The following is a 22,329-nucleotide window of genomic DNA, read 5'->3' as shown; positions in this document are numbered from 1 at the left end:
CGGTAGCTCGTCAGGCTCATAACCTGAAGGTCACAGGTTCAAATCCTGTCCCCGCAACCAATTTTGCCATAAATCACTGGCCGTCCCGAGCTAATCGGGGCGGTTTTCGCGTTTGAGGAACGCGGTTCTTCTTCTCGGCAGCCGCGTCGCGGCAGCACCAAGGCGGAGCCGAATGAAGGCGTCCGCACGGTCCCTCCGCCCCCCAATACAGTACAGCTGCCGCTCGAAGCAGTGAAGCAGTTCACGATCAGGACTTCGAGCAAATCTGCGTCGACATCGCCGAAAAGGAAAGCGGCGTTGCCCGGGCAGAATTGAAACGGGTTTCCGGCGTCGCGCAATTCGGCGTCGATGTCGCGGGCTTCTCGGACGCGCAGACGCGTTCGAGTCCCGCCCGGTCCGGCATCACGCTGCAGTGAAACAGAGCGTGCCGCAGATTGCTGGATCGCAGAATCGGTGTTTCCCGTGCGCTCGCAGAAAAGGCCCCAAGCAAGGAAGCTCGGGGCCGAGGTTCGATGGGCCGTCAAACTTGTGCGGCTCCGCCGTCAACGAAGACCTCGCTACCGGTCATGAAGCTGCTTTCGTCCGAGGCAAGGAAGAGCGCCACAGCAGCAGTCTCCTCGGGGTGCCCGATACGGCCGAGCGGTATCTGCATGGCAAGGCCCTTCAGCAAGGCATCCTCCTCTCCAGCCTCTGCTAGACCCTTGAGGCCGGGTGTCTCAGTGGCGCCGGGAGAGAGCACGTTCACACGGATGCCTGCCCCCTTCAGGTCCAGCGCCCAGCTTCGGGCGAAATTGCGGATTGCAGCCTTGGTCGCGCTGTAGACGCTGAATGCAGGCGTTCCCGTCGAGCCGGTGGTCGAGCCGGTGAGGATGATGGATCCACCGGCCCGCATAAGCGGCAGCGCCTTCTGCACCGTGAAGAGCGTGCCTTTGACGTTGACGTCGAACGTCAAATCGAATGACGCTTCATCGATGGCGCCAAGCGGAGCCAGCTTTCCGAGCCCCGCATTGGCGAACAGAACGTCTATTCGTCCGCTCTTTGCACGCACTGCCGCGAACAGCCGATCAAGATCATCCAGACGCGAAACGTCGCCGTGCACCGCTGTCACTGCGGAGCCGATCTCTTCGACCGCCCTGTCCAGTTCCTCCTGACGACGGCCGGTAATAAAAATTTCTGCGCCTTCCGCCACAAACCGTTTGGCGGTAGCCAGACCGATGCCACTGTTGCCGCCAGTTATGACGACGATTTTACCTTCAAGCCTGCCCATCTCGATCTCCTGGAAAATGATGACCGCTTCGATCTAGAGGCTTGCTTTTCTTTCTTCCAGTATGCACATTTTGGTAAGTGACATTTTAGCAAGAACTAATTGGAGCATACGAAATGGCGACACCTAGCTTTATCTGCGGGCTGGATGCTGCGTTGGCTGTCATCGGTGGCAAGTGGAAGCCTTTGATCCTGTTCCACCTTGCTCACGAAGCCCGACGCTATGGTGACCTGAGGCGCGCCATCGGCAATGTCAGTGACAAGATGCTCATCCAGCAACTCAAGGAACTGGAGGCTGATGGGATCGTCGACCGGCTCGACTTCAAGGAAATTCCGCCGAAAGTCGAGTATTCCCTCACTGCGTTTGGCCAGACCCTTGCCGGAGCCTTGAAGCCACTCTGCGCCTGGGGAACGGAACATATGATCGAAGTCGAGAAACTCATGTCACGCCGCGGCGCTTCCGAGGTGGAGAAAGTCGCCTGAATTTCAGAATATCTCGCAGGCAAGCTATAGGGTCTCGCAGGTGGCTATAGCGTGAAAATTGTGCCCATCTGCATCTTCCCGGACGGCTGGACGATTTGAACCGTAGCGGCATTTCTCCAAATCAGACGTAAGTTCGCTTTCCTGCCATCGCTCTCCAGAAGCGGACGGTCCCCTTCCGGCCTTGAGGACGAAGCCGCTCGCGCGACACCGGCGCCCGTAGTGACGGTGCGGCAATGATCTGAACGCCGTGCATTCTGTGGGTTTGCCATCTTGATCGAGAAGCCGACGCATGTCAGGCAGCGCTTCACCGTCGGCTACTGATTGATGCCGGCTGCGGGGCTGGCGGTGATTTCTCATGGCCCGGCGTTACGGGCGACAGGCCTGGTCGTGCGGGCCGCTGGCGGAATCGACGCTGTGGTTTCAAGGGCAGGCTTCAGGCTGGAAACAGGAAGGCGGAAGCAGGATCGAAAAAGATCCGCCTGCCCGTGGCGCAATCCGCGCTATCCGGTTCCACCGCATCCGAAGTCGGCCTGACATCGATCTCATCGCCGCCGGCGGTTCGCGCCACGACGCGCTTGCGGTCGCCGAAGAAGGCGGTATCGACGATCTCGACAGCAAGTGCTGCGCTCGCCGGCCCAGGCGTGAGCCGGAACGCTTCAGGGCGCACCATCAGGCGGGCCTTCTGGCCGCGATCGAAGGCCTGTGTGGTCTTAACGCCGCTCACGACCGAGCCGTCGGCCAGGCGCACGGTCGATGCGCCATTGGCGGTTTCCAGATGCTCGGCGGGCAGGAAATTCGAGTTGCCGATGAAGCCGGCGACGAACTCGCTGGCCGGCCTGAGATAAAGGTCCTCGCCGGTACCGATCTGTTCGATGCGCCCCTCCTTGAACAGGGCGATGCGGTCCGACAGATGGAGCGCCTCCTCCTGGTCGTGGGTGACATAGAGTATGGTGACGCCGGTCTCGCGGTGGATGCGGCGGATCTCGGCCTGGATCTCCTGGCGCAGCTTTTTGTCTAGCGCCGACAGCGGCTCGTCCATCAAGAGGATCGGCGGATCGTAGGCGAGCGCACGGGCAAGTGCCACGCGCTGCTGCTGGCCGCCCGACAGCGCGCCGGGATAGCGGCCGGCGAAATTCTCCAGCCGCACCAGCGCCAGCATGTCGGCGACTTTCCCTTTCACTTCGGCGTCGGGGCGGCCGCGTACACGTAGTGGAAAGGCGACGTTCTCGGCGACGCTCAGATGCGGAAACAGCGTGTAGCGCTGGAAGACCATGCCGATGTTGCGCTTGTGCGACGGCACTGAAAGCAGCGACTTGTCCTCCAGCAGGACGTCGCCGGCGGACGGGTCCTGGAAACCGGCAATCGCGTAGAGCGTCGTCGACTTGCCGGAGCCGGACGGCCCGAGGAAGGTCAGGAATTCGCCCTTGGGCACATCGATGGTGACATCGTGGACGGCGACGAAGGCGCCGAACGTCTTTCTCACCGCGCGTATGGATAGGAATGGCCGGGTCATCTCGATAATTTTCTGCGAAGGAGTGCGGTCACGATCATCAGGCACAAGGTCAGGCCGACGAGCAGGCTGGAGGCGGCGGCGACGACCGGACTGAGGTCGGCGCGCAAGCTGCCCCAGATCTTCACCGGCAAGGTCTGCAAGGTCGGGCTCGCCATGAAGATCGCCACCACGACCTCGTCCCATGAGGCGAGGAAGGAGAAGATCGCCGCCGAAAAGATGCCGATCCGGATCGAGGGCAGGGTGATCCGCAGACGTGCCTGCAGCGGGCTGGCGCCGCAGACGATGGCCGCGTCCTCGATGGACTTGTCGAAACCCTCGAGCGCGGCGGTGATCGGAATGATGGCGAAGGGCAGTGCCAGGACGGTGTGCGCGATGACGAAGCCGATCGTGGTGCCGGCCAGCCCGATGCGCAGGAAGAAAGCGTACACGGCGATGGCGAACACGACCACCGGCAGCACCATGGGCGTCAGCAGCAGCCCGCGCAGAATTTGCCGCCCGCGAAATTCACCCCGGACCAAAGCGAAGGATGCGAACAGGCCGATGACGACGGCCAGGATGGCGGCCATGGCGGCAATCCTGGCGCTGGTCAGCGCGGCATCGATCCAGGTCGGGTCGGCCAGCAGCTGCTGGTACCATTTCAGAGTCCAGCCGGGCGGTGGAAAGGCCAGCCAGCGCGAGGAGCCGAACGACAAGAGCACGATGAAGACCACCGGCAGCAGCAGGAAAGCCGCGACCAGCGCGGTGAAGCCGGCAAGCGCCACGCGCAGCCATCCGAGCCTGTCATAGTCGAGCAGCATGTCAGAGCCCTCCGGCGGGGCGCTTGGCGCCAACGAGGCGAAGCTGGAGCGCGTAGAGCGCCATAGTGACGGCCAGGAGCACGAAGGCGGCGGCACTGCCGAGCCCCCAGTTGAGCAGCGACTGCACCGTCTGGGCGATCATCTCCGCCAGCATCATGTTGGATGTGCCGCCGAGCAGGGCAGGCGTGACGAAATAGCCAAGCGACATGACGAAGACCATCAGCCCGCCGGCGGCGATGCCGGGAAGCGACAGTGGCAACAGGATGCGGCGGAAGGCCTGGTACGGGGTTGCCCCGCAAAGAGCGGCGGCGCGCAGCGTCATCGGGTCGATGGCACGCAGCGTGCCGACCAGCGGCAGGATCATGAAGGGCAGCATGATGTAGACCATGCCGATGGTGACGCCGGTGAGGTTGTTGATCAGCGGCAGGGGCTCCTGGATGACGCCCAGGCCCATCAGCGTCCTGTTGATCACCCCCGTGCGTTGCAGCAATACCATCCAGGCATAGGTGCGGGTGAGCAGGTTGGTCCACATCGACAGGATGATGATGCCGAAAACCAGCGAGCCGAAGGCCGGCGGCATGATCGCCAGCATCCAGGCGACCGGAAACGCCACCACGATCGTGACGGCGGTGACGACGGCGGCGACCAGGAAGGTGTTCAGGAACACCCGGGCATAGGTGCCGCTGCCAAGCAGCGCGGCGTAGTTCTGCAGACCGGGCTCGGGATCGGTGACGCTGCGCAGCAAAAGAGCGATGACCGGCACGACGAAGAAAAGGCCGACTAGAACCAGGGCCGGCAAGGAACCACCGCTGCCGGCCGGCAGGCCGGCAATGGCGCCGCGTTTGAGAGAATTTCGTTGCATCGGCCGGTTCCCGTTGCCCGAACGGGGCGCGGTTCCCGCGCCCCGCCGGTTCCTGTGGCGCTACTTGGTCTGCCAGGCGTACCAGCGCGTGGCGATCTCGTCGCGATGCTCGGCCCAGTAGTTCATGTCGAGGTTGATCTGGCCGTCGACATGGGCGTCGGGCAAGGCCTTGACCGCATCGGCCGGCATCTCGGCCTTGGCCTTGGTATTGATCGGCGCATAGCCGCTGGCCTCGGCGAATTTCGCCTGGCCGGCCGGGCTGGTGGCAGCGGCCAGGAACTTCATGGCGCTATCCTTGTTCTTCGCCCCTTTCGGTACGACCAGAACGTCGGCGGCGGTGAGGTTCTGGTTCCAGGAGACACCGACATCGGTTCCGTCCTGCTGCAGCGCGAAGACGCGGCCGTTCCAGAGCTGGCCGAAGGCAGCCTCGCCGGAGGCGATCAGCTGCTGCGACTCCGCGCCACCGCCCCACCAGACGATATCAGACTTGATGGTGTCGAGCTTCTTGAAGGCACGGTCGAGGTCGAGCGGATAGAGCTTGTCCGCCGGCACGCCGTCGGCGAGCAGCGCGATCTCGATGACGCCCGGCGCCGACCATTTGTAGAAGGTCCGTTTGCCGGGGAACTTCTTGGTGTCGAACATGTCGGCCCAACTCGCCGGTTCACCGGAGACCGCGCCCTTGTTCCAGGCAAGCACGAAGGAATAGTAGAAGCTGCCGACGGCATGCTCGTTGCTGAAGCGGGGGTCGAGATCTGCCTTGGGCACGATCGCATAGTCGATAGGCTCCAGCAGACCGTCCTTGGCGGCCTTTATGGCGAAGTCCATCTCGACGTCGACGACATCCCAGGTGACGTTGCTGGCGTCGACCATGGCCTTGAGCTTGCCGTAGTCGGTCGGCCCGTCCTGGAGGACCTTGATGCCGGAGCTCGCCTCGAAGGGCACTGCCCAGGACTTGGTCTGTGCTTCCTGCGTTGTGCCACCCCAGCTGGTGAACGCCATCTCATCGGCCTTGGCGGCGGTCGCCGCGAGCAGTCCGGCCAGAATGCCGGTCAAAATCAGTTTCATCTTATTCTCCTCTGTTGGTCTGTTCTTGTTTTTCTCAGTGCACCTTTGTCCTGCGCTCCTCAGCGCATGACGAAGGGATCGGGGATCGGCTCGTCCGACGTCTTGATCCAGACGGATTTCGAGCGCGTGTAATCTCTAATGGCATCGAGGCCGCCCTCGCGACCGAGCCCGGAATGGCCGTAACCACCAAAGGGAACGAGCGGCGACACGGCGCGATAGGTGTTGACCCAGACCACGCCGGCATGGATGTCGCGCGCCATGCGGTGCGCCTTGCCGAGATTGCTGGTGAACACGCCGGAAGCCAGCCCGAAGGGCGTGTCGTTGGCGAGCGCCAGCGCTTCAGCCTCGGTGTCGAAGGCAAGCACGCTGAGCACAGGCCCGAACAATTCCTCGCGCACGCAGGGCAGGTCGGTGCTGCCGGCATCGATGATGGTCGGCGCGTAGTAGAAACCGGGGCCGCCGGGACGTGTCCCACCGGTGATAAGCTTGCCGCCCTTGTCGAGGCTTTCCACGACGATCTTCTCGATCCAGTCGCGCTGCCGTTGCGTGGCGAGCGGACCCATTTCGGTGGCCGGGTCCTGCGGATCGCCGATCCTGATCGCCTCGGCCTTGCGCTTCAGCCGGGCGAGGAACTCGTCCTTCACCGAACCTTCGACCAGCAGGCGCGAGCCGGCGACGCAGCTCTGGCCGGTCGCCGCAAAAATGCCGGCGACCACCGCATTGGCGGCGCTGTCGAGATCGGCGTCGGCGAAGACCACGACCGGGCTCTTGCCGCCGAGTTCGAGCGTCGTATAGGCGAGATTTTCCGCCGTGTTCCTGACGATCGCACGCGCCGTGGACGGGCCGCCGGTGAAGGCGACGCGCGAGACCAGCGGGTGGCTGGTCAGGCGGCGGCCGCAATCCTGGCCGAAGCCGGTGAGAATGTTGACGGTGCCTTCGGGAAAGCCGGCCTGCTGGACGAGCTCGGCGAAGGCGAGCAACGGCGCCGGGCCGTCCTCGGAGGCCTTGAGCACGACCGTGCAGCCGGCGGCCAGCGCCGGGCCGAGCTTGACGGCGGAGAGGAAGAGCTGCGAATTCCATGGCACGACCGCGGCAACGACGCCGATCGGCTCGCGGCGGATGGTGACGTCGAGGTCCGCCTTGTCGATCGGCACATGCGCGCCTTCATGCTTGTCGGCGAGCCCGCCATAATAGCGGTAGTAGTCCCCGACATAGGCGATCTGGGCGCGGGTCTCGCGAATGATCTTGCCGGTGTCGCGCGTCTCGAGTTCGGCGAGACGTCCGGCATTGGCGGCGACGAGGTCACCGAGCTTGACCAGCAGTTTGCCGCGCGCGGTGGCGGTCGTCTTTCGCCACGCGTCGGACCGCAGCGCCCGGTGCGCCGCTTCGACGGCGCGGTCGACATCGGCTTCGCTCGCCGCCGGCATCCTGGCCCACGGCGTACCCGTCGACGGATCTACGCTGTCGAAGGTCGCGGACGGCTCGTCGAAGCGGCCGTCGATGTAGTTCCTGAAAAGAGCGTCGGTCATGGGCTCGCTATCAGAGGAAGGCCGGCATCACCCGGTCGATGAACAGTTGCAGCGATTTCTTCTTGCGTTCGTGCGAGAGCCCGCTGTCGATCCAGATCGAATACTGGTCGTAGCCAAGCGCCTCATAGGCCTTCAGCCGGGCAATGACTTCGTCCGCTTCGCCGATCACCAGGTTCTGTCGGATCTTGTCTGGCGCATATTGCGGCATCGCGGCGATCTCATCCTCTGTGAGCGGCTCCAATACGCCTTGATGCACCGGCTTCTTGTTCTGGAACCAGGCGCCGAACTGGCAGTAGAAACTCGACAGGTCCCGGGCTAGCCGGTCGGCATCGGCCGCGTCCTCGGCGACGAATGTGTGCATCAAGAGCATGATTTCCGGCCGGGCGATGTCCGGATGTGCGTCGCAAGCGGCGTTGAAGCGCTGCATCAGGCTCGACACCTCGTCGTCGCCTGAAGCTAGCGGCGTCACCTGGATCTTGCATCCGTTGGCGACGGCAAAATCGTGCGAGTTCGGGTCGCGCGCCGCCACCCAGATCGGCGGATAGGGTTTCTGCAAGGGCTTGGGCGAGGAGGTGGTCGGCGGGAACGACCAGAACTCGCCGGAGAGTTCGAAGTCGCCGTCCCATAGGCCACGGATCGCCGGCACCATTTCGCGCATGCGCTGGCCGGCGCCCCAGGCGTCGAGACCGGGGAAGAGACGTTGATATTCGTAACTGTAGGCGCCGCGCGCGATGCCGATGTCGAGCCGGCCGCCGCTGATGACGTCGGCCATCGCCGCTTCGCCGGCAAGCTTGATCGGATGCCAGAACGGCGCAACGATCGTGCCCGTGCCGAGACGGATGCGGCTCGTTTTGGCCGCCAGATAAGCGATGTTGATGAACGGGTTCGGCGAGATGGTGAATTCCATGCCGTGATGCTCGCCGATCCAGGCCGTCTCGAAGCCGGCCTGCTCCGCTTGCAGGACCAATTCCTCGAGCTCGCTCACCAGCTCCGAATGCGGCTTGGCGAGATCCGACCGTTCCATATGCACGAAGAGCGAGAACTTCATCTGTGGTCACCTGTATAGGAGGCAGCGGACATAGGCGCTTTGCCTAGCGGCCTGACTTCGCCTTCCCTCTCATTGCCGACATAGACGCCAAAGGCGTCCTGCGTGCATTCCCTGACATAGCGGGCAAGCATCGAGCGGACCGCCGGATCGACGATCTTCAAGTCGCCGATCGAGTCGATGTCGACCAGCCGGATGCCACGATCGCTGGAGGCGGGCACGTCGAACGTGCCGCGATAATAGACATGCGTGCGCGCCGAATTGCCAGCGTCGTCCCAGACGGCGAAGAGGAAGCCGAGCTGGGCCTCGATAGCCTTGGCGGCAAGCAGGCCCCGGAGACTTTTGGCATCGCCGGCCGAGCCCAATCCCCGGCCGCGCGGCAGTTCGAAGCCATCAGCCGTTTCCAGGAACAGGACCCTGCCGCCATTTTCGAGGATGGCGCCGACATCGGTGCCGGGCTGGGTGGCGGCAAGCGCCTCCTGGCTGAGGCCGGGTGCGATATAGGCGCCGCGGCAGTAGCCGAGAGGCTGCGAGGAGTTGTGCTCGAAATCGCGTACGCGGCCGATAAGAATCGAATGGTCGCCCGCGTCGACCAACCGCTCCATGTCGCAGTCGAAGGACGCGACCGAGCCGTCCAGCAACGGACTGCCGGTCTGTCCCGGGCGCCAGGCCACGGAGGCGAACTTGTCGGCCGCTTTCGAGGCGAAGATGCCGGATGCCGCCTTCTGATCCTCGTTGAGGATGTTGATGGCGAAGCTCTTAGAGGTGGCGAAGACGGGATGGCCCAAGGCCTTATGGGCGACGCAGACGAGTACCAGCGGCGGATCGAGCGACACCGAGGTGAAAGAGTTGGCTGTGAAGCCGCGCGGCTCGCCGTCGGGCCCGATCGTGGTGACGATGGTGACGCCGGTAAGGAAGGAGCCGAGTGCGCGGCGGAAGTCGCCGCTATCGAAACCGGAAGTCACCATCCCATCCCCTTGCCCCGCCGCTTCGAGGAAGTCGACGATGCGGCGTGTGGTGAGGTCCGGTGCGGCTACCGCCATCATGTGCCGTTCGCCGGCAAGCACGATGCAGCGGCCATGCGGCGCCAGCCGCGCCATGGCGGCCGACATTGCCGGCGAGGAGTTCCTGTCCTCGGACCCGGTCATGAACAGGACCGGCACGGCAAGCGTTTGCAGGCGCTCGGCGTGGTCGCCGTCGGCGCGGGCGAACAGGCGATAGGTGCGGGCGTAGCCTTCCGGGTCGACCGCGCCAAGCGCGGATGCGGTCTTGCTTGCCGCCGCCTCGAGCTCGGCCGGCACTGGATCTCCGAACCAGCGGGTGATGGTCTGTGCCGTGCCAGCCGCGTCGCCCCGGCCGGTGAGGGCGGCCGCGCGCTGACGGACGGCCTCGGCCAATTCTGGTGGGCGCCGGAACACGGCATTCATCGATACGATGCCGCGCACGCGCTGGGGTGCCCGCAACGCAAGCTCCTGGGCGACGAGCGCGCCCATCGAGTGACCGACGACCGACACCTTGTCGAGGCCGAGGTGATCGAGCAGGCGAATGGCCTGATCGGCATAGTCGGCCAGTTCCGGGCTCGGTGGCGGCAGCGGCGACCGGCCATGGCCGAGCATGTCGATGGCGATCACATCCCATTTGCCGGCCATCCGTTCGATCTGCGGCTGCCAGATCGCGGCGTTCATGCCGACACCATGGATGAACAGCACCGGCGCGCCCGAGCCGGCTCGGATGAAGCCGGTGCCATCAGGCGCCGTATCCTGTCGAGCCCATGCCGATGCGGGTGCGTCAGCCATGCAGGTCGCCCACTTCCTTGAGGTCCTGGTAGCGGTCGCCAATACGATGGTGCGGCCGGCCGCCGATCGAGGCGCCGAGCGCCACCACCAACTCGTCCGGCGCCGGCGCGTCGCCGATCTGGAAATGCACCGTCAGGTAGTGCGAGCGCCGACCCTCGTCGTTCTTGTCCATCAGCGGGATCATGATGGGCGTGTTCGGGCCACCGCGCAGATTGGTGAAGGCAAGATAGGTCTTTGCGGCGACCGCGCGGCGGTAGTGATTGCCGAAATGCAGCGTGTGGATCAGTGCCGAAGCGTGTTCGATCTCGCCCGACGTGCCGCAGATGGCGGCCTTGCCATAGCCCTCGATGGCGTCGCCCGAACCGGCGATGGCGATGATTTCACGGGTCAGTGTCTCTCCCAGCACGGGCGCACAGGCGCGGATTTCGGGCGACAGATCCTCGGTGAAGCCGCGTCCGGCCCACGGATTGGTAAGCACCGCCGCGACGCCGATGAGGCGGAGCGGCCGAGGCGCTGCCTTGCCGCCTTCGATCAGCGTGTTCTCGGTGTAGGTGACGATCTTGCGAATGACGGGCTGCATGAAATCCTCGGTCGTCGATGCCATATCATCTTATGGTATACCATGCTATGGAGCGCCAAGTAACTTGTCAACCGGCCATGGAATCTGTTTTCGTGGCGAGGCAGGAGACCGCCCATGTCAGACGACACGCTTCGCATCGATCGCAGCGCCAAGACCTTGAGAACGCTGGCACTGGAGCGCATGCGCGAGGCGATCATGGATTTCCATTTCCAGCCCGGCGAAAGGCTGGTCGAGCGGCCGCTTTGCGACCAGCTCGGCGTCAGCCGTTCGGTCGTGCGCGAGGTCTTGCGGCAGCTAGAGGCCGAAGGCCTGGTGCAGATGATACCAGGGCACGGGCCGGCGGTGGCCAAGCCGGACCTTGGCCGCACCGACGAGATCTATGAGCTCAGGGCCCTGCTCGAAGGCATAGCCGCGCGTGCCTGCGCCATGTCCGCGACGAATGCGCAACTGACCCTGCTCGACAGTGCGCTCGCCGATCTTTTCGAAGCCTGGGCATCCGGCAAGCCGGCCGAGGTGATGCGGGCGACGACAAAGTTTTACGAAGTGCTTTTCGACGCGGCCGACAAGCGCGTCGCCTGGGAGATCGTGACCGGGCTCAATGTACGCATCAACCAGCTGCGCTCCATGACCATTCTCTCGGAAAACCGACGCGTACCGGCGATTGCCGAGATGACCGAGATCATGGATGCCATCAGATCGCGCAAGCCCGACGCGGCCGAAGCGGCGGCGCGGCGGCATGTCGAATCCGCCTGGCAGATCGCCCGCACGACGCTTCGGCTGCCGCCGGCGTAACCGGCACCGGCAGCGGCTCAGGCGTCGCTGGCCAAGGTCGCGCGCAGCCATGCGGCGATGGCATCGAAGTCGATCGGCTGCGTCGTATCGACGTCGAACAGCGGCCCGCGCCGCAGCGGTTCGGCGCGCTTGGCCAGTTCAATCAGTTCAGGGATGTAGGCAGCGCCGGGATGGCCGGGGAGACGCTGACCGAGCCGGGCGCCATAGCGTTCGGCCAGAACCTCGCCGGGGGCGTGGCACCAGATTTCGACGGTGTGTTCGACGCCGGCCTTGCGCAGATGATCTTCGAGCACTTGCCGCGGCTGGAAGCCGAACCAGGCATCGACGATGAAGGTGCTGCCGGCCGGAGCGTCGCCGACCACCGACCAGATTGCCTGGTAGCTGGCGCGGCCCAGCGTGCGATTGAATTCGCGGTCGGCGCCGCCGAGCACTTCGAGGAATGGGTTCTTGATCGTGTCGAGCGCAAGCAGCGGCCATCCCATGCGATCGGCGATGCCGCGCGACACCGTGCTCTTGCCGCTGGCCGGGATGCCGTTGACGAGCACGGCGCGTCTGGCGCGGCCAGGCTGAACGGCAAGCGATGTCGGCGCCGAAAGCGCCTGGAGCGCGGCGCCGATCACACCGGCATCGTCGCCGAGCTGCGCCGGCGCTACCGGGCATTGGTACCACGGCGCCAATGCCGGCGCGTGGTCGAGCGCTCTGTGTGCCGCCAGGCCAAGCCCACCGCCAAGCAGGATGAGATCGGGGTCGAACATGGCGACGGTGGTATCGATCGCCGCGCGCAGCGGTCTTGCCCAGGCTTCCAGTATGCCGCGCGCCTTGATATCGCCGGCCGCGTCGCGGGCAAAGAGCTGGTCGACCGAAACGTCGGGGCCCAAGCCGGCGCGCGCGATATGGCGGCCAAGTGCCGTGCCGGAACTGGTGGTTTCGACACAGCCGCGCCGCCCGCAGGCGCAGACCTCGCCGTTGACGTCGACGGTGATGTGGCCAAGTTGCCCCGCCGTTGCCCGGCCGCGCATGATCCGTCGGTTCTGGACGACGGCGCCGCCAATGCCGGTGCCGATGGTGAACATGGCGATGTTGTCGTGGCCCTGGCCGGCGCCAAGCGCCATCTCGGCGGCCAGCGCCATGTTGCAGTCATTGTCGAGGATGACAGGCTTGCCGGTCATGCTTTCCAGCCGCTGCGCGAGCGCGACCGAGGCGAGGTTGACATAGCCTCCCGACAGGACCGCGCCGCGGCGCGCGTCGACGCGGCCGGGAACACCGACGCCGATGGCCGCCACATCAGGCGTATCGAGAACGCGCACCATGTCGGCGATGCGGCCAAGCACCAGCTCCGGGTCGGGCGCGCTCTTCTCGGAAAGACGTTTGAGGATTTCACCTTTGCCCGAGATGCGGGCGGCACGCAAATTGGTGCCGCCGATATCGATCCCTATGGCCATCGATTTTTGTGGCATGACATCCTGCACGTGCCGGTGATCCAACAGGATATCAGGCGGCGGCCTTCTGCCGATAGTGCCCGATCACCGCCTGGATCTCGCGCAGTCGCGGCACCGCGATGGTCTCAAGCCTTTCGCGCTGAATGTCACGATCGAGCGAGATGCAGTCCTTCCACAGCGAACGGCCGGCGATCACACCGGAGGCGCCATTCTGCATGGCGATCTCGACCTGGCCGAGGAAGGTGGCGTGGTTGACGCCAGCCGAAAGTACGGCCCACGGCACTTCGCCGGCCATTTCCGTGATGGTGGCGCAGGCTTCCGGCGTTCCGGGGTAGGGAAGCTTCAGCACCTTTGCGCCGCATTCCAGCGAAATCCTCGTACCTTCTTCTACCAGCCAGGGCGTCTTGGCCGCATAGTCCTCGGGGCTTTCCCCTTCGAGCTGGTAGGTCAGGAATTCGACGACGAGCAGCAAGTCCTCCTTGCCGAAATCGGCGATGCATTGGCGCAGGATGGCGATGTTGTGTTCGTTGGCTTGCGGCTTGTCGGCCCGCAGATAGACCATGATCTTGCCACCCGTGCCGCCGAGTTCGCGCACTCGCCGCGCATCGATGCCGGGAACCAGCCGCGACAGGCGGTAGCCTTCCGGCGAGACGTCGAAACCGGACGCGTCGAGGCCGATGAGGAGTGCGGTATCCCGGTTCAGCACGCCCTCGTCCACAACCCGCGGTACCGCGCAGAGCGGGTCGAGCAGTACACAGGAGGCCGCACTTGCGAGGTAGCGCGTGATGTCGGCCTTGGTGTCGCCGAGCATGTCGTTGGTGATCCTGGCCTGGTCCTCGGGGTCCGACGCCAGCAAGGTGCGCATGCCGCCGCGCTGGTCGCAGGCGATGGCCACCATGGCTCCATCCTTGCCGCATATCTGCTGGTAGCCGCGCAGTTCCGCGGTGGTCATCTTCGTCATGGTTTTCTTCTGTCCGATGTTGGCGCGCCGACGGCGCTGATCCCGTGGAACAATGGTCAGTTTGCCCGCCTGCCGGCAGGAAGATTTCGCCGCCTGATGCATCGCCGGCCGCTGGGATAAGCAGCCTTGCCGGCGTGGCCCTCAAAGTTGCGAGTTCGCCGGATTTGCGCGATAACTCCCATCGGCGTATACGTGTGTAACACGTTGCTGAAAGGAATTGCAAGCTGTCTGTTCCCTCCGTCCAGGACGCGACCGCATCGCGCACGATGCTGCACACGGTTGCCAAGCTGCACTATGTGGAAGAGATGTCGCAGGTCGATATAGCGCGGCAGCTCGGTGTCTCCACCGCGACGATTTCGCGCCTGCTGCAGCGGGCGCGAGCGGAGGGCATCGTGCGCATCGAGGTCATCGACCTGGTGACGCCCGAGGATATCACCAGGCAACTGGTCGATGGATTGAAATTGCGGGACGCCGCCGTCGTCGAGACGCCGGCGGCGGGCGCGCTGACGGCGCTTTCCGCCCCGCTCGGCGCTTTGCTCAGGCAGGCACACCTGGTGGCCGGTTCCGTCGTCGCGATCGGCTGGGGGCGCGCCGTGCGCGAGGTCATTCGAGCCGGCCTGCCGCGTATGCCGGGCGTGCTGACGGTGGCCGCAACCGGCGGCATGCAGCAGCACGCGGCGCATTTCCAGGTCAACGAATTCGTGCGGCTTGCCGCGGAGGAGTTCGGCGGCACACCGCACTTCATCCACGCTCCCTATCTGCCGTCGAGCGAGCTGCGTGAGGTCTTCCTCGGAGACGCCACCATCCGCGATGCCGTCGCGCTGTGGGAGAGGACCGATGTGGCGATCGTCGGCATTGGCCTGCCGCACGCCATCAACCCCCCCGAGGCGAGTGCCGCGACGCCGACCGAGCAGGCGCTGGTCCATGCGGCTGGCGACGTGCTGCGTCATTACTTCGATCCGGAAGGCGCGCTGATCGCCTGGGAAGGGGAGAGCCGGATGATCGCCATGTCGCCGGCGCAGCTTCGCGCCGTGCCGTTGGTTATCGGCGTCGCCGCCTCGCCGGAAAAAGCGACGGCCATTATTGGCGCCGCTCGCGCCCGGCTGATCAACGCGCTGGTAACGGATACCAAGACGGCGCAGGCTATCCTCGCGGTTCTTGCAACGCGATAGCGGCGGATATGCCGGACTGATGCCGCGCTGTCGCACGGAGAGAAGTCGTTGCGAAATCGATTGTGTCGCCGGAGAGTCGGGACGATAGTTCGCCGGGGCTCCGAGGAACAGTCATATGGTGTCTGGAAAAAGCCGGCGTTGCGGCCTCGGAAAAACCGAGTTGCAATTTATTTCTGCAAAGTGTTACAAAATGCGGACCCGACGTGCAGGCATGCCGGGCGCGGTGGTTCCCTGACCTTGCGGAGGCGAGGAAAGCGAGTACGGCGATTGTGCCGGTCGGCTGGACCGGCTGACATTTAGACTGGAGGGCGCTTGGGAGGAGCTGCCCGCGAAAGGCAACAGGCGTTCCCGGCCGTCGGCATCCTGCCTCCGCGCGGATGACGGCCATTCCAATGTCACCGAAAACGGCAGAACTGCTAACAATGAGGAGGATGTCATGAAGAAGATCGTTGCCGCGCTCGCGGCGCTTGCCGTCAGCGCGACGGTGCTGATGGCGCCCGCGCAGGCGCAGGACAAGAAATACACCATTGCGCTCATTCCGGGCCTCACCACCGACGGTTTTTACATCACCATGCGCAAGGGTGCCCAGGCAGCCGCCGACGCGCTCGGCGTGAATCTGGTCTTCCAAGGTGCTCCGGACTTCAACCCGGTCACCCAGGTGCCGGTGCTCGACGCGGTCATCGCCAAGAAGCCGGACGCGATCCTGATCGCGCCGACCGACAAGGTTCAGCTGGTCGAGCCGCTGCGCAAGGCCAATGACGCCGGCATCCCGGTCATAACAGTCGATACGTTCATCGGTAGCGGCGTCTACCAGACGGGTGCCGGCGATGCCGATTTCCCGCTGGCCTACATTGCCTCGGACAATGTGCTGGGTGGCGAGATCGCCGCGCGCGCGCTAGCCGCCGCCATCGGCGACAAGGGCAAGGTCTACGTGTCGAACGTCAAGCCGGGCATTTCGACCACCGACCAGCGCGAAGAGGGTTTCAAGAAGGAGATGGCCAAGCATACGGGCATCACCGTGCTGGAGACCCAATTCAATGACGACGACGCCAACAAGGCGGCCTCGCAGCTGCAGGCCGTCTTCGCGCGCAATCCCGATCTCGTCGGCGTGTTCGGCGCCAACCTGTTCTCGGCACTGGGTGCCGCCAACGGCGTCAAGCAGGCGGGCCAGACGGGAACCGTCAAGGTCGTTGCCTTCGACGCGCCGACCAGCATCGTCGACAACATCAACACCGGCCTCGTGGATGTGGCAATCGCCCAGCACCCCGCCGAGATCGGTTATTTCGGGGTCGTTTCGGCCTATGCCCATCTGACCGGCCAGTCGATCCCGGTCACGATCGGCACCGGCTTCACGATCATGGACAAGTCCAACATCGCGGACCCGAAGATCTCGAAGTATCTCTACTCCGAGTAGGTCCAGACGAGCTTGGCTCCCCCCGGTTCGCCGGGGGGAGTTCGTGCCGGGTCCCGCAAAAGGCGGGGCCTGTTTGAAGGCAGCCGCGCCGCGGAGTACTCATGACCTCGACATCACCAGCCCAATCGGCCGAGAAGCATGTCGCCCCCCAGGCCGATCATGGCGATCCGGCCAGGACCCTGATCGGACGCATCGCCGACGGGCGCGCCTGGCTGTTCCTCGCCGGCCTGATCATCTGTTTCGAGATATGGTCGAGGTTCGCCTTCGGCGCGACGTTCGTGCTCAACCCGTTCAATCTGCAATCCATCGCGATCTTCGCGATAGCGCCGCTGCTGCTGGCGACCGGACAGACCTTCGTCATCATTTCGGGCGGCATCGACCTGTCGCTCGGCTTCATCATGGGGCTTGCCGCCGTCGTTGCCGCGCATGCCACCAATCTGGCGGGCGCCGCCATTCCCTTGCCGCTGGCCATGCTGGCGGGCATTCTCGCCGCCGTGATCGTCGCTGGCTTGCCCGGGGTCATCAATGGTCTGCTGATCTCGCGTCTCAGGGTGCCGCCGTTCATCGGTACGCTCGGCATGTTCGGCGTCGCGCGCGGTGTCGCCTTCCTGCTTGCCGGCGGCACGACGGTGCCGGTGCAGAATTCCTGGTTCGCGCTGCTCGGCAACGGCAAGTTCTACGGCGTGCCTTATCTGGTCATGATCGCTGCCGTCTTCGTCATCCTGATGCACTATCTGCTCAGCCAGACGCGGTTCGGACAGCACAATTATGCCATCGGCGCCAATGTGCAGGCGGCGCGGCGCGCCGGCATCGATATCAGGGGCCACATATTGCGGCTCTATGTGCTGTCGGCGATGTGCGCCGGCCTTGGCGGGGCGCTCTACGCGGCGCGCTTCACCGCCGGTGCGGCGCAAGCCGGCGAGCCTCTGCTGCTCGACAGCGTCGCTGCTGTGGTGATCGGCGGCGCCAGCCTGTTCGGCGGCTCCGGCACGATCCTGGGCACGGTCGCCGGCGCGCTGGTGATCGCGGTGATCCAGTACGGGCTGGTCTTCGTCAATGTCGAGCCGTTCTGGCAGTTCATCGCCGTCGGCGTCGTCATCATCATTTCCGTGCTCATAGACCAGGCGCAGCGCCGGTTCAGTGGAGGCCGCCAGGATGAATAGCATCGACCAGAACACCCCCTTGCTCGAAGTCCGCAACCTGTCCAAGCATTTCGGCGCCGTGCGTGCGCTCAGCGGTTTCTCCATGGCCGTGCGGCCGGGCGAAGTGGTGGCGCTTGCCGGCGACAACGGCGCCGGTAAGACGACGCTGATCAAGGCGATCTCGGGCGTGTTCCAGCCGACGGGGGGCGAAATCCTGCTCGGTGGCCAGCCGGTGGCATTCGCGACGCCGCAGGAGGCGCGTGAAAAGGGTATCGAGACGATCTACCAGGATCTGGCTCTGGCCGACAATCTGTCGATCGGCGCCAACATCTTCCTTGGCCGCGAACCGATGCGCAAGGCGTTCGGCTTCCTGCCGGTACTCGACCGCAAGGCCATGGCAGACGCAGCCAGGGAAACGATGAAGCGGCTGGATTTCCACGTCAGCCGGATGAACGCCCCGGTCAGCAATTTCTCCGGCGGCCAGCGCCAGGCCGTCGCCATCGGCCGCGCCGTCTACTGGGACGCGCAGATCCTCATCATGGACGAACCGACGGCGGCATTGGGCGTGCCGGAGCAGCGCAAGGTGATTTCGCTGATCCACCAGCTCAAGGCGCAAGGACGCGGCGTGATCTTCATCTCGCATAATCTGCAGGATATCTTTGCTGTCTCAGACCGCATCGTCGTGCTGCGGCGCGGCGTCCAGGCCGGCGAGCGCAAGATCTCCGAGACCAACCATGATGAGGTCGTCCGGCTGATGGTCGGGGGATAGGCGGGGTTCTCTCGGTGTGATCTTGTTTAAATATCGGATCATGATCTGTTTCTGTTCAATCTAGGCGCAGCCGCCACCAATGCCTTGCCGACGACCGATTGCGGTGCGTCGATGACGGTTTGGGCATCACCGCTCTCCGCAATCCGTCCGGCATCGAGAAGGATGACACGGTGGGCGACCGCCCGGACGACGCCGAGGTCATGTGAAATGAAGAGATAGGCGATCCGTTGCTGGCGCTGCAGGTCGAGCAGGAGGGCGAGGATCTGGCCCCGCACCGAAACATCGAGCGCCGACACCGCTTCGTCGAGCACGATCAGCGACGGCTTGGTGGCGATGGCGCGGGCAATCGCCACGCGCTGCCGCTGACCGCCGGAGATTTCATGGATGGCGCGCGGCGCAAGATCGGCCGCCAGGCCGACCCGCTCCAGCAAGGCGGCGATGCGGCGCGGGCGCTCGGAGCGTGGGGCGACGCCATGAATGCGCAAGGGGTCGTCGAGGACGCGCGCCACCGTGGCGCGCGGGTTGAAGGCAGCGAGCGGATCCTGGAACACCATCTGCAGACGGGCGCGGCGCGCACGCAAGGCCGCGCCGCGCAAGACAAGGAAATCATCGCCTTCGAATTCGAGGCGTCCGCCATCGGGCTCGATCAGTCGCAGCACCAGCCGCGCGATGGTCGACTTGCCGCTGCCGGAAGGGCCTGCCAGCGCCAGCGTTTCGCCGGGCTCGATATGAAAGGAGACATCGTCGACCGCGGCGAGAGTCGTGCCGCCGCGACTATAGCGTTTGGTGAGATTGGACACCGTCAGCAGGTTCATGCATTCAGCCCGCTTCGGTTCAGCAAGGGCTCGGCGTCGAGGCCGATATGGGCGTCGAGCAGCGCGCGCGTATAGGCTTGGATCGGCGCATTGACGATTTGCCTGGTGCCGCCGAGTTCGACTAGGTCGCCATGACGAAATACGGCGATGCGTTCGGCAAGCTCGGCGGCGAGCGCTATGTCGTGGCTGATGAAGAGCAGCGTCATGCCGTCCTCGGCCACCAGTTGTCGGATCAGCGCGACGATCTCGGCCTGCACGATGGTGTCCAGCGCGCTGGTCGCCTCGTCGGCGATCAGCAGTTTCGGCCCGGCTGCAATCGCGGCTGCAATCGCCACACGCTGCTTCTGGCCGCCGGAAAGCTGGTGCGGGAAGGCGTGAATGGTCGAGCCAGGGTCGGGCAGGCGGACGCGTTCGAGCAGTGTCTTTGCCCTGGCGTAAGATGCTGGCCAGCCGAGGCCAAGATGGGTGCGCACCACTTCCGCGATCTGTTTGCCGACGGTCATTACCGGGTCGAGGCTGGCGGATGGGTCCTGGAACACGAAGCCGATGTCGCGACCGAGGAGAGGGGTATGGTTCGATTTGGAGGCAGACTTTTGCCCCCTGCGCCCTACGAGGCCCCCCTCTGTCCTGCCGGACATCTCCCCCTCTAGGGGGGAGATTGCGCGCCTATTGCCGCTTTCGCCAATCGCCGAAGTTGTCGGGGCTGAGGTTGGTTGGAAGGAGCCAGCGGCGGAACTGCCGATCTCCCCCCTTGAGGGGGAGATGTCCGGCAGGACAGAGGGGGGTGCCTTGGCACCCGACGGTGGCCGGGAGAACCATTCGATGCCGCCGCCAATCCTGGCAGACTGCGGCAACAACCCTGCGATTGCCAGCGCCAGCGTGCTCTTGCCCGATCCGCTTTCACCGATAATCGCCAGCCGTTCACCTGCCTGGACATCGAGAGTAATGTTCTTCAGCGCCGCGACTTCGCTGCCGTCGCGGCGGTAGGTCACCGCCAGATCGCGGATCGACGCCAGCACCGTCATGACAGGCCCCTGCGTACGGCCGTCGTCTCGACGATGCCTTCGCCGGCGAGATAGACACCCAATACCGTCAGCACCAGCGCAATGCCCGGGACGATCGACAGGAAGGGCGCGGTGCGCAAGACAGTGCGGCCTTCCGCGATCATGCCGCCCCAGGTGACGCGGTTGGGATCGCCGAGGCCAAGGAACGACAATGCCGCTTCGGTGAGGATCGCGGCGGCGACGATCACCGATGACATCGCCAGCACCGGCGGCAAGGCGTTGGGCAGCACTTCGCGAAAGGCGATCTCCAGTGGATGCATGCCGATGACGCGGGCACCAGCGACATAGTCGCGCTCGCGGATCGACAACACTTCCGCGCGCGCAATGCGCGCCGGCCCCGTCCAGGTGCCGAGCGCTATCGCCACGACGACGACGCCGAGCGACGGGCCAACCACGCTGACGAAGGCCAGCGCCAGCAGGAAACCAGGCACGGTCTGGAACGCGTCGGTGATGCGCATCAGCACCTCGTCGACGAGGCCGCCGGCAAAGCCGGCCAGCGTCCCGACGACCGCGCCGATGACAAGGGCCGCGACGGCCGCGGCGAGGCCGACAGCCAGCGAGGTGCGGGCGCCGTGGAACAATTCGGCCAGTACGTCGCGGCCGAGCCGGTCGGTGCCGAGCGGCAGCGACCAATCCTGGAATGGCGGCAGCAGCGCGGGGCCGGCAATGGCCTGTGGGTCCCCGGGAAACAATAGCGAGGCCGACAGCGCCATGGCGAACAGCACCGTCAGAAGGATGGTGCCGGCAAGCGCTTCGGGCGTGCGCAGGAAACGGCGCAGGCGGTTCATGCGCCCGCCTCGCTGGCGCCGACGCGTGGATCGAGAAAGGCATAGGCAATGTCGACGAGCAGATTGATGAGGATGACGAGGACGGCGCTTGTGAGGATGATGCCAAGCAGCAAGGGGGTGTCGCGCGCGGCCACCGCTTCCTGCGCCAGCCGGCCGAGGCCGGGCACGGCAAAGACGCTCTCGATGACGACGCTGCCACCCAGCATCTGCGCCGATTGCAGACCGAGCATGGTGATCAGCGGCAGCAGTGCGTTGCGGGCGACATGGGCGAGCACGATGCGGCGGCGCGATAGCCCCCTGGCGCCGGCGGCCAGCACGAAATCCTGGCGCCAGACCTCGGCCATGCCGGCGCGCATCATGCGCAGATAGAGCGCCAGATAGATGAAGCCGAGTGCGCAAACCGGCAACGCCAGATGGATGGCGATGTCGGCGGAGCGGTCGAGACCGGTCTTGTCCGAGGCCAGGGTCTCGACACCGCCGATCGGCAACCAGCGCAGCTCGACGGCGAAGACTAGGATCAGCACCAGCCCGAGCCAGAAGCCGGGCACCGCGTAGAGCGCCAGCGAGGCGACGGAGAGAAAACGGTCGCGCAAACCGCCGGGCCTTGCGCCGGCATAGATGCCGAGCGCCGAGCCGAGGCCGAAGGAGAGCGCGGTGGCGCTGACCATCAGGATGAGCGTGGTCGGGAGGCGTTCGAGGATGACGTCGCGGATCGGCCTGGAGAAGGTGACGGACTGGCCGAGATCGAGATGCAGCAATGCCCAGAGGTAGTTGGCGAGCCGCGTCAGCTCCGACTGGTCAAGGCCCCAGCGGTGGCGCAACAGCTCGATCATGCCGGCGTCCCCGCCGGTCGAGACGATGTAGGCGTCGACTGCGTCGCCCTGGGCAGCTTCGAGCAAAAGGAAGGTGCCGACGACGACGATCAGCAGTACAAAGATGCTGCCGACGAGGCGACGGCGTAGGAGGATGAGGGCGCGGGTCATGCGCGCCTTGGAGGTTTGGCGCGCGGCTGGCTATAAGAAATGCCGAGCCCAGGCACC

Annotated in this window: 21 protein-coding genes; 6 read left to right on the top strand and 15 right to left on the bottom strand. The window is 65.0% G+C overall.

Going from position 1 to position 22,329, the window contains the following annotated elements; genetic code table 11:
• Window positions 1-520: 520 nt before the first annotated feature.
• On the bottom strand, window positions 521-1,267 hold the full coding sequence (locus tag FJW08_RS17470; protein WP_140811645.1) for a glucose 1-dehydrogenase: 747 nt from the start codon (window positions 1,265-1,267) through the stop codon (window positions 521-523).
• Window positions 1,268-1,380: 113 nt separating this feature from the next.
• Between FJW08_RS17470 and FJW08_RS17465 the strand changes: the two genes are divergently transcribed.
• A complete protein-coding gene (locus tag FJW08_RS17465; protein WP_140765386.1) occupies window positions 1,381-1,746 on the top strand; it encodes a helix-turn-helix domain-containing protein in 366 nt (121 codons plus the stop codon).
• 433 nt (window positions 1,747-2,179) lie between these two features.
• Here FJW08_RS17465 and FJW08_RS17460 read toward each other — a convergent pair whose 3' ends face one another.
• The 8 genes from FJW08_RS17460 to FJW08_RS17425 are packed head-to-tail and all read right to left on the bottom strand — an operon-like array spanning window position 2,180 to window position 10,933.
• Window positions 2,180-3,259, bottom strand: a complete 1,080-nt coding sequence (locus FJW08_RS17460) for an ABC transporter ATP-binding protein (RefSeq protein ID WP_140811644.1) — start codon at window positions 3,257-3,259, stop codon at window positions 2,180-2,182.
• Entirely contained in the window at window positions 3,256-4,056 is an 801-nt protein-coding gene (locus FJW08_RS17455; RefSeq protein ID WP_140811643.1) for an ABC transporter permease, read from the bottom strand. Before FJW08_RS17455 ends, FJW08_RS17460 begins: the two co-directional genes overlap by 4 nt.
• 1 nt (window position 4,057) lies before the next feature.
• Window positions 4,058-4,918, bottom strand: coding sequence for an ABC transporter permease (locus FJW08_RS17450; protein ID WP_140811642.1), 861 nt, complete (start codon window positions 4,916-4,918; stop codon window positions 4,058-4,060).
• A gap of 60 nt (window positions 4,919-4,978) precedes the next feature.
• On the bottom strand, window positions 4,979-5,983 hold the full coding sequence (locus FJW08_RS17445; protein ID WP_140811641.1) for an ABC transporter substrate-binding protein: 1,005 nt from the start codon (window positions 5,981-5,983) through the stop codon (window positions 4,979-4,981).
• 59 nt (window positions 5,984-6,042) lie between these two features.
• Window positions 6,043-7,512 carry an aldehyde dehydrogenase gene (locus tag FJW08_RS17440; protein WP_140811640.1) on the bottom strand — a complete coding sequence of 490 codons (1,470 nt, stop codon included), beginning with the start codon at window positions 7,510-7,512 and terminating at the stop codon, window positions 6,043-6,045.
• 10 nt (window positions 7,513-7,522) lie between these two features.
• A complete protein-coding gene (locus FJW08_RS17435; protein ID WP_140811639.1) occupies window positions 7,523-8,560 on the bottom strand; it encodes an LLM class flavin-dependent oxidoreductase in 1,038 nt (345 codons plus the stop codon).
• On the bottom strand, window positions 8,557-10,353 hold the full coding sequence (locus FJW08_RS17430) for an alpha/beta fold hydrolase (protein WP_140811638.1): 1,797 nt from the start codon (window positions 10,351-10,353) through the stop codon (window positions 8,557-8,559). Before FJW08_RS17430 ends, FJW08_RS17435 begins: the two co-directional genes overlap by 4 nt.
• Complete coding sequence (locus FJW08_RS17425; protein WP_140811651.1) at window positions 10,346-10,933, bottom strand: amino acid synthesis family protein; 588 nt, start codon at window positions 10,931-10,933, stop codon at window positions 10,346-10,348. Before FJW08_RS17425 ends, FJW08_RS17430 begins: the two co-directional genes overlap by 8 nt.
• 114 nt (window positions 10,934-11,047) lie before the next feature.
• Here FJW08_RS17425 and FJW08_RS17420 point away from each other — a divergent pair, with 114 nt between their 5' ends.
• The gene (locus FJW08_RS17420) at window positions 11,048-11,725 is read left to right on the top strand and encodes a GntR family transcriptional regulator (protein WP_140811637.1); all 678 of its coding nucleotides are present in this window, start codon (window positions 11,048-11,050) and stop codon (window positions 11,723-11,725) included.
• Between the two features lie 17 nt (window positions 11,726-11,742).
• Here the strand turns inward: FJW08_RS17420 and FJW08_RS17415 are convergent, their stop codons facing one another.
• Together FJW08_RS17415 and FJW08_RS17410 are read right to left on the bottom strand one after the other, a co-directional pair.
• The gene (locus FJW08_RS17415; RefSeq protein ID WP_140811636.1) at window positions 11,743-13,182 is read right to left on the bottom strand and encodes an ROK family protein; all 1,440 of its coding nucleotides are present in this window, start codon (window positions 13,180-13,182) and stop codon (window positions 11,743-11,745) included.
• Between the two features lie 34 nt (window positions 13,183-13,216).
• Entirely contained in the window at window positions 13,217-14,125 is a 909-nt protein-coding gene (locus FJW08_RS17410) for a tagatose-bisphosphate aldolase (RefSeq protein ID WP_140811635.1), read from the bottom strand.
• Between the two features lie 266 nt (window positions 14,126-14,391).
• Between FJW08_RS17410 and FJW08_RS17405 the strand changes: the two genes are divergently transcribed.
• The 4 genes from FJW08_RS17405 (at window position 14,392) to FJW08_RS17390 (ending at window position 18,622) form a co-directional block, all read left to right on the top strand.
• Window positions 14,392-15,297: a sugar-binding transcriptional regulator gene (locus tag FJW08_RS17405; protein ID WP_140811634.1), complete on the top strand. Its 906-nt coding sequence runs from the start codon at window positions 14,392-14,394 to the stop codon at window positions 15,295-15,297.
• A gap of 436 nt (window positions 15,298-15,733) precedes the next feature.
• Window positions 15,734-16,711: an ABC transporter substrate-binding protein gene (locus FJW08_RS17400; protein ID WP_140765358.1), complete on the top strand. Its 978-nt coding sequence runs from the start codon at window positions 15,734-15,736 to the stop codon at window positions 16,709-16,711.
• A gap of 101 nt (window positions 16,712-16,812) precedes the next feature.
• Entirely contained in the window at window positions 16,813-17,874 is a 1,062-nt protein-coding gene (locus tag FJW08_RS17395) for a ribose ABC transporter (protein ID WP_140811633.1), read from the top strand.
• Window positions 17,867-18,622 (top strand): ATP-binding cassette domain-containing protein, encoded by a 756-nt coding sequence (locus FJW08_RS17390; protein WP_140811632.1) that lies wholly within the window; start codon window positions 17,867-17,869, stop codon window positions 18,620-18,622. Before FJW08_RS17395 ends, FJW08_RS17390 begins: the two co-directional genes overlap by 8 nt.
• Window positions 18,623-18,660: 38 nt before the next feature.
• Here the strand turns inward: FJW08_RS17390 and FJW08_RS17385 are convergent, their stop codons facing one another.
• The 4 genes from FJW08_RS17385 to FJW08_RS17370 are packed head-to-tail and all read right to left on the bottom strand — an operon-like array spanning window position 18,661 to window position 22,272.
• On the bottom strand, window positions 18,661-19,437 hold the full coding sequence (locus FJW08_RS17385) for a dipeptide/oligopeptide/nickel ABC transporter ATP-binding protein (protein WP_140811631.1): 777 nt from the start codon (window positions 19,435-19,437) through the stop codon (window positions 18,661-18,663).
• Window positions 19,434-20,462 carry an ABC transporter ATP-binding protein gene (locus FJW08_RS17380; RefSeq protein WP_140811630.1) on the bottom strand — a complete coding sequence of 343 codons (1,029 nt, stop codon included), beginning with the start codon at window positions 20,460-20,462 and terminating at the stop codon, window positions 19,434-19,436. Before FJW08_RS17380 ends, FJW08_RS17385 begins: the two co-directional genes overlap by 4 nt.
• On the bottom strand, window positions 20,459-21,289 hold the full coding sequence (locus tag FJW08_RS17375) for an ABC transporter permease (protein ID WP_140811629.1): 831 nt from the start codon (window positions 21,287-21,289) through the stop codon (window positions 20,459-20,461). The genes FJW08_RS17380 and FJW08_RS17375 overlap by 4 nt, the downstream gene beginning before the upstream one ends.
• Window positions 21,286-22,272: an ABC transporter permease gene (locus FJW08_RS17370; protein ID WP_140811628.1), complete on the bottom strand. Its 987-nt coding sequence runs from the start codon at window positions 22,270-22,272 to the stop codon at window positions 21,286-21,288. Before FJW08_RS17370 ends, FJW08_RS17375 begins: the two co-directional genes overlap by 4 nt.
• Between the last annotated feature and the right edge of the window lie 57 nt (window positions 22,273-22,329).

Origin of the sequence: Mesorhizobium sp. B3-2-1, from assembly GCF_006439515.1 — a bacterium.
Taxonomy (GTDB): domain Bacteria; phylum Pseudomonadota; class Alphaproteobacteria; order Rhizobiales; family Rhizobiaceae; genus Mesorhizobium.
This window is presented reverse-complemented; position numbering and strand designations above follow the sequence as displayed.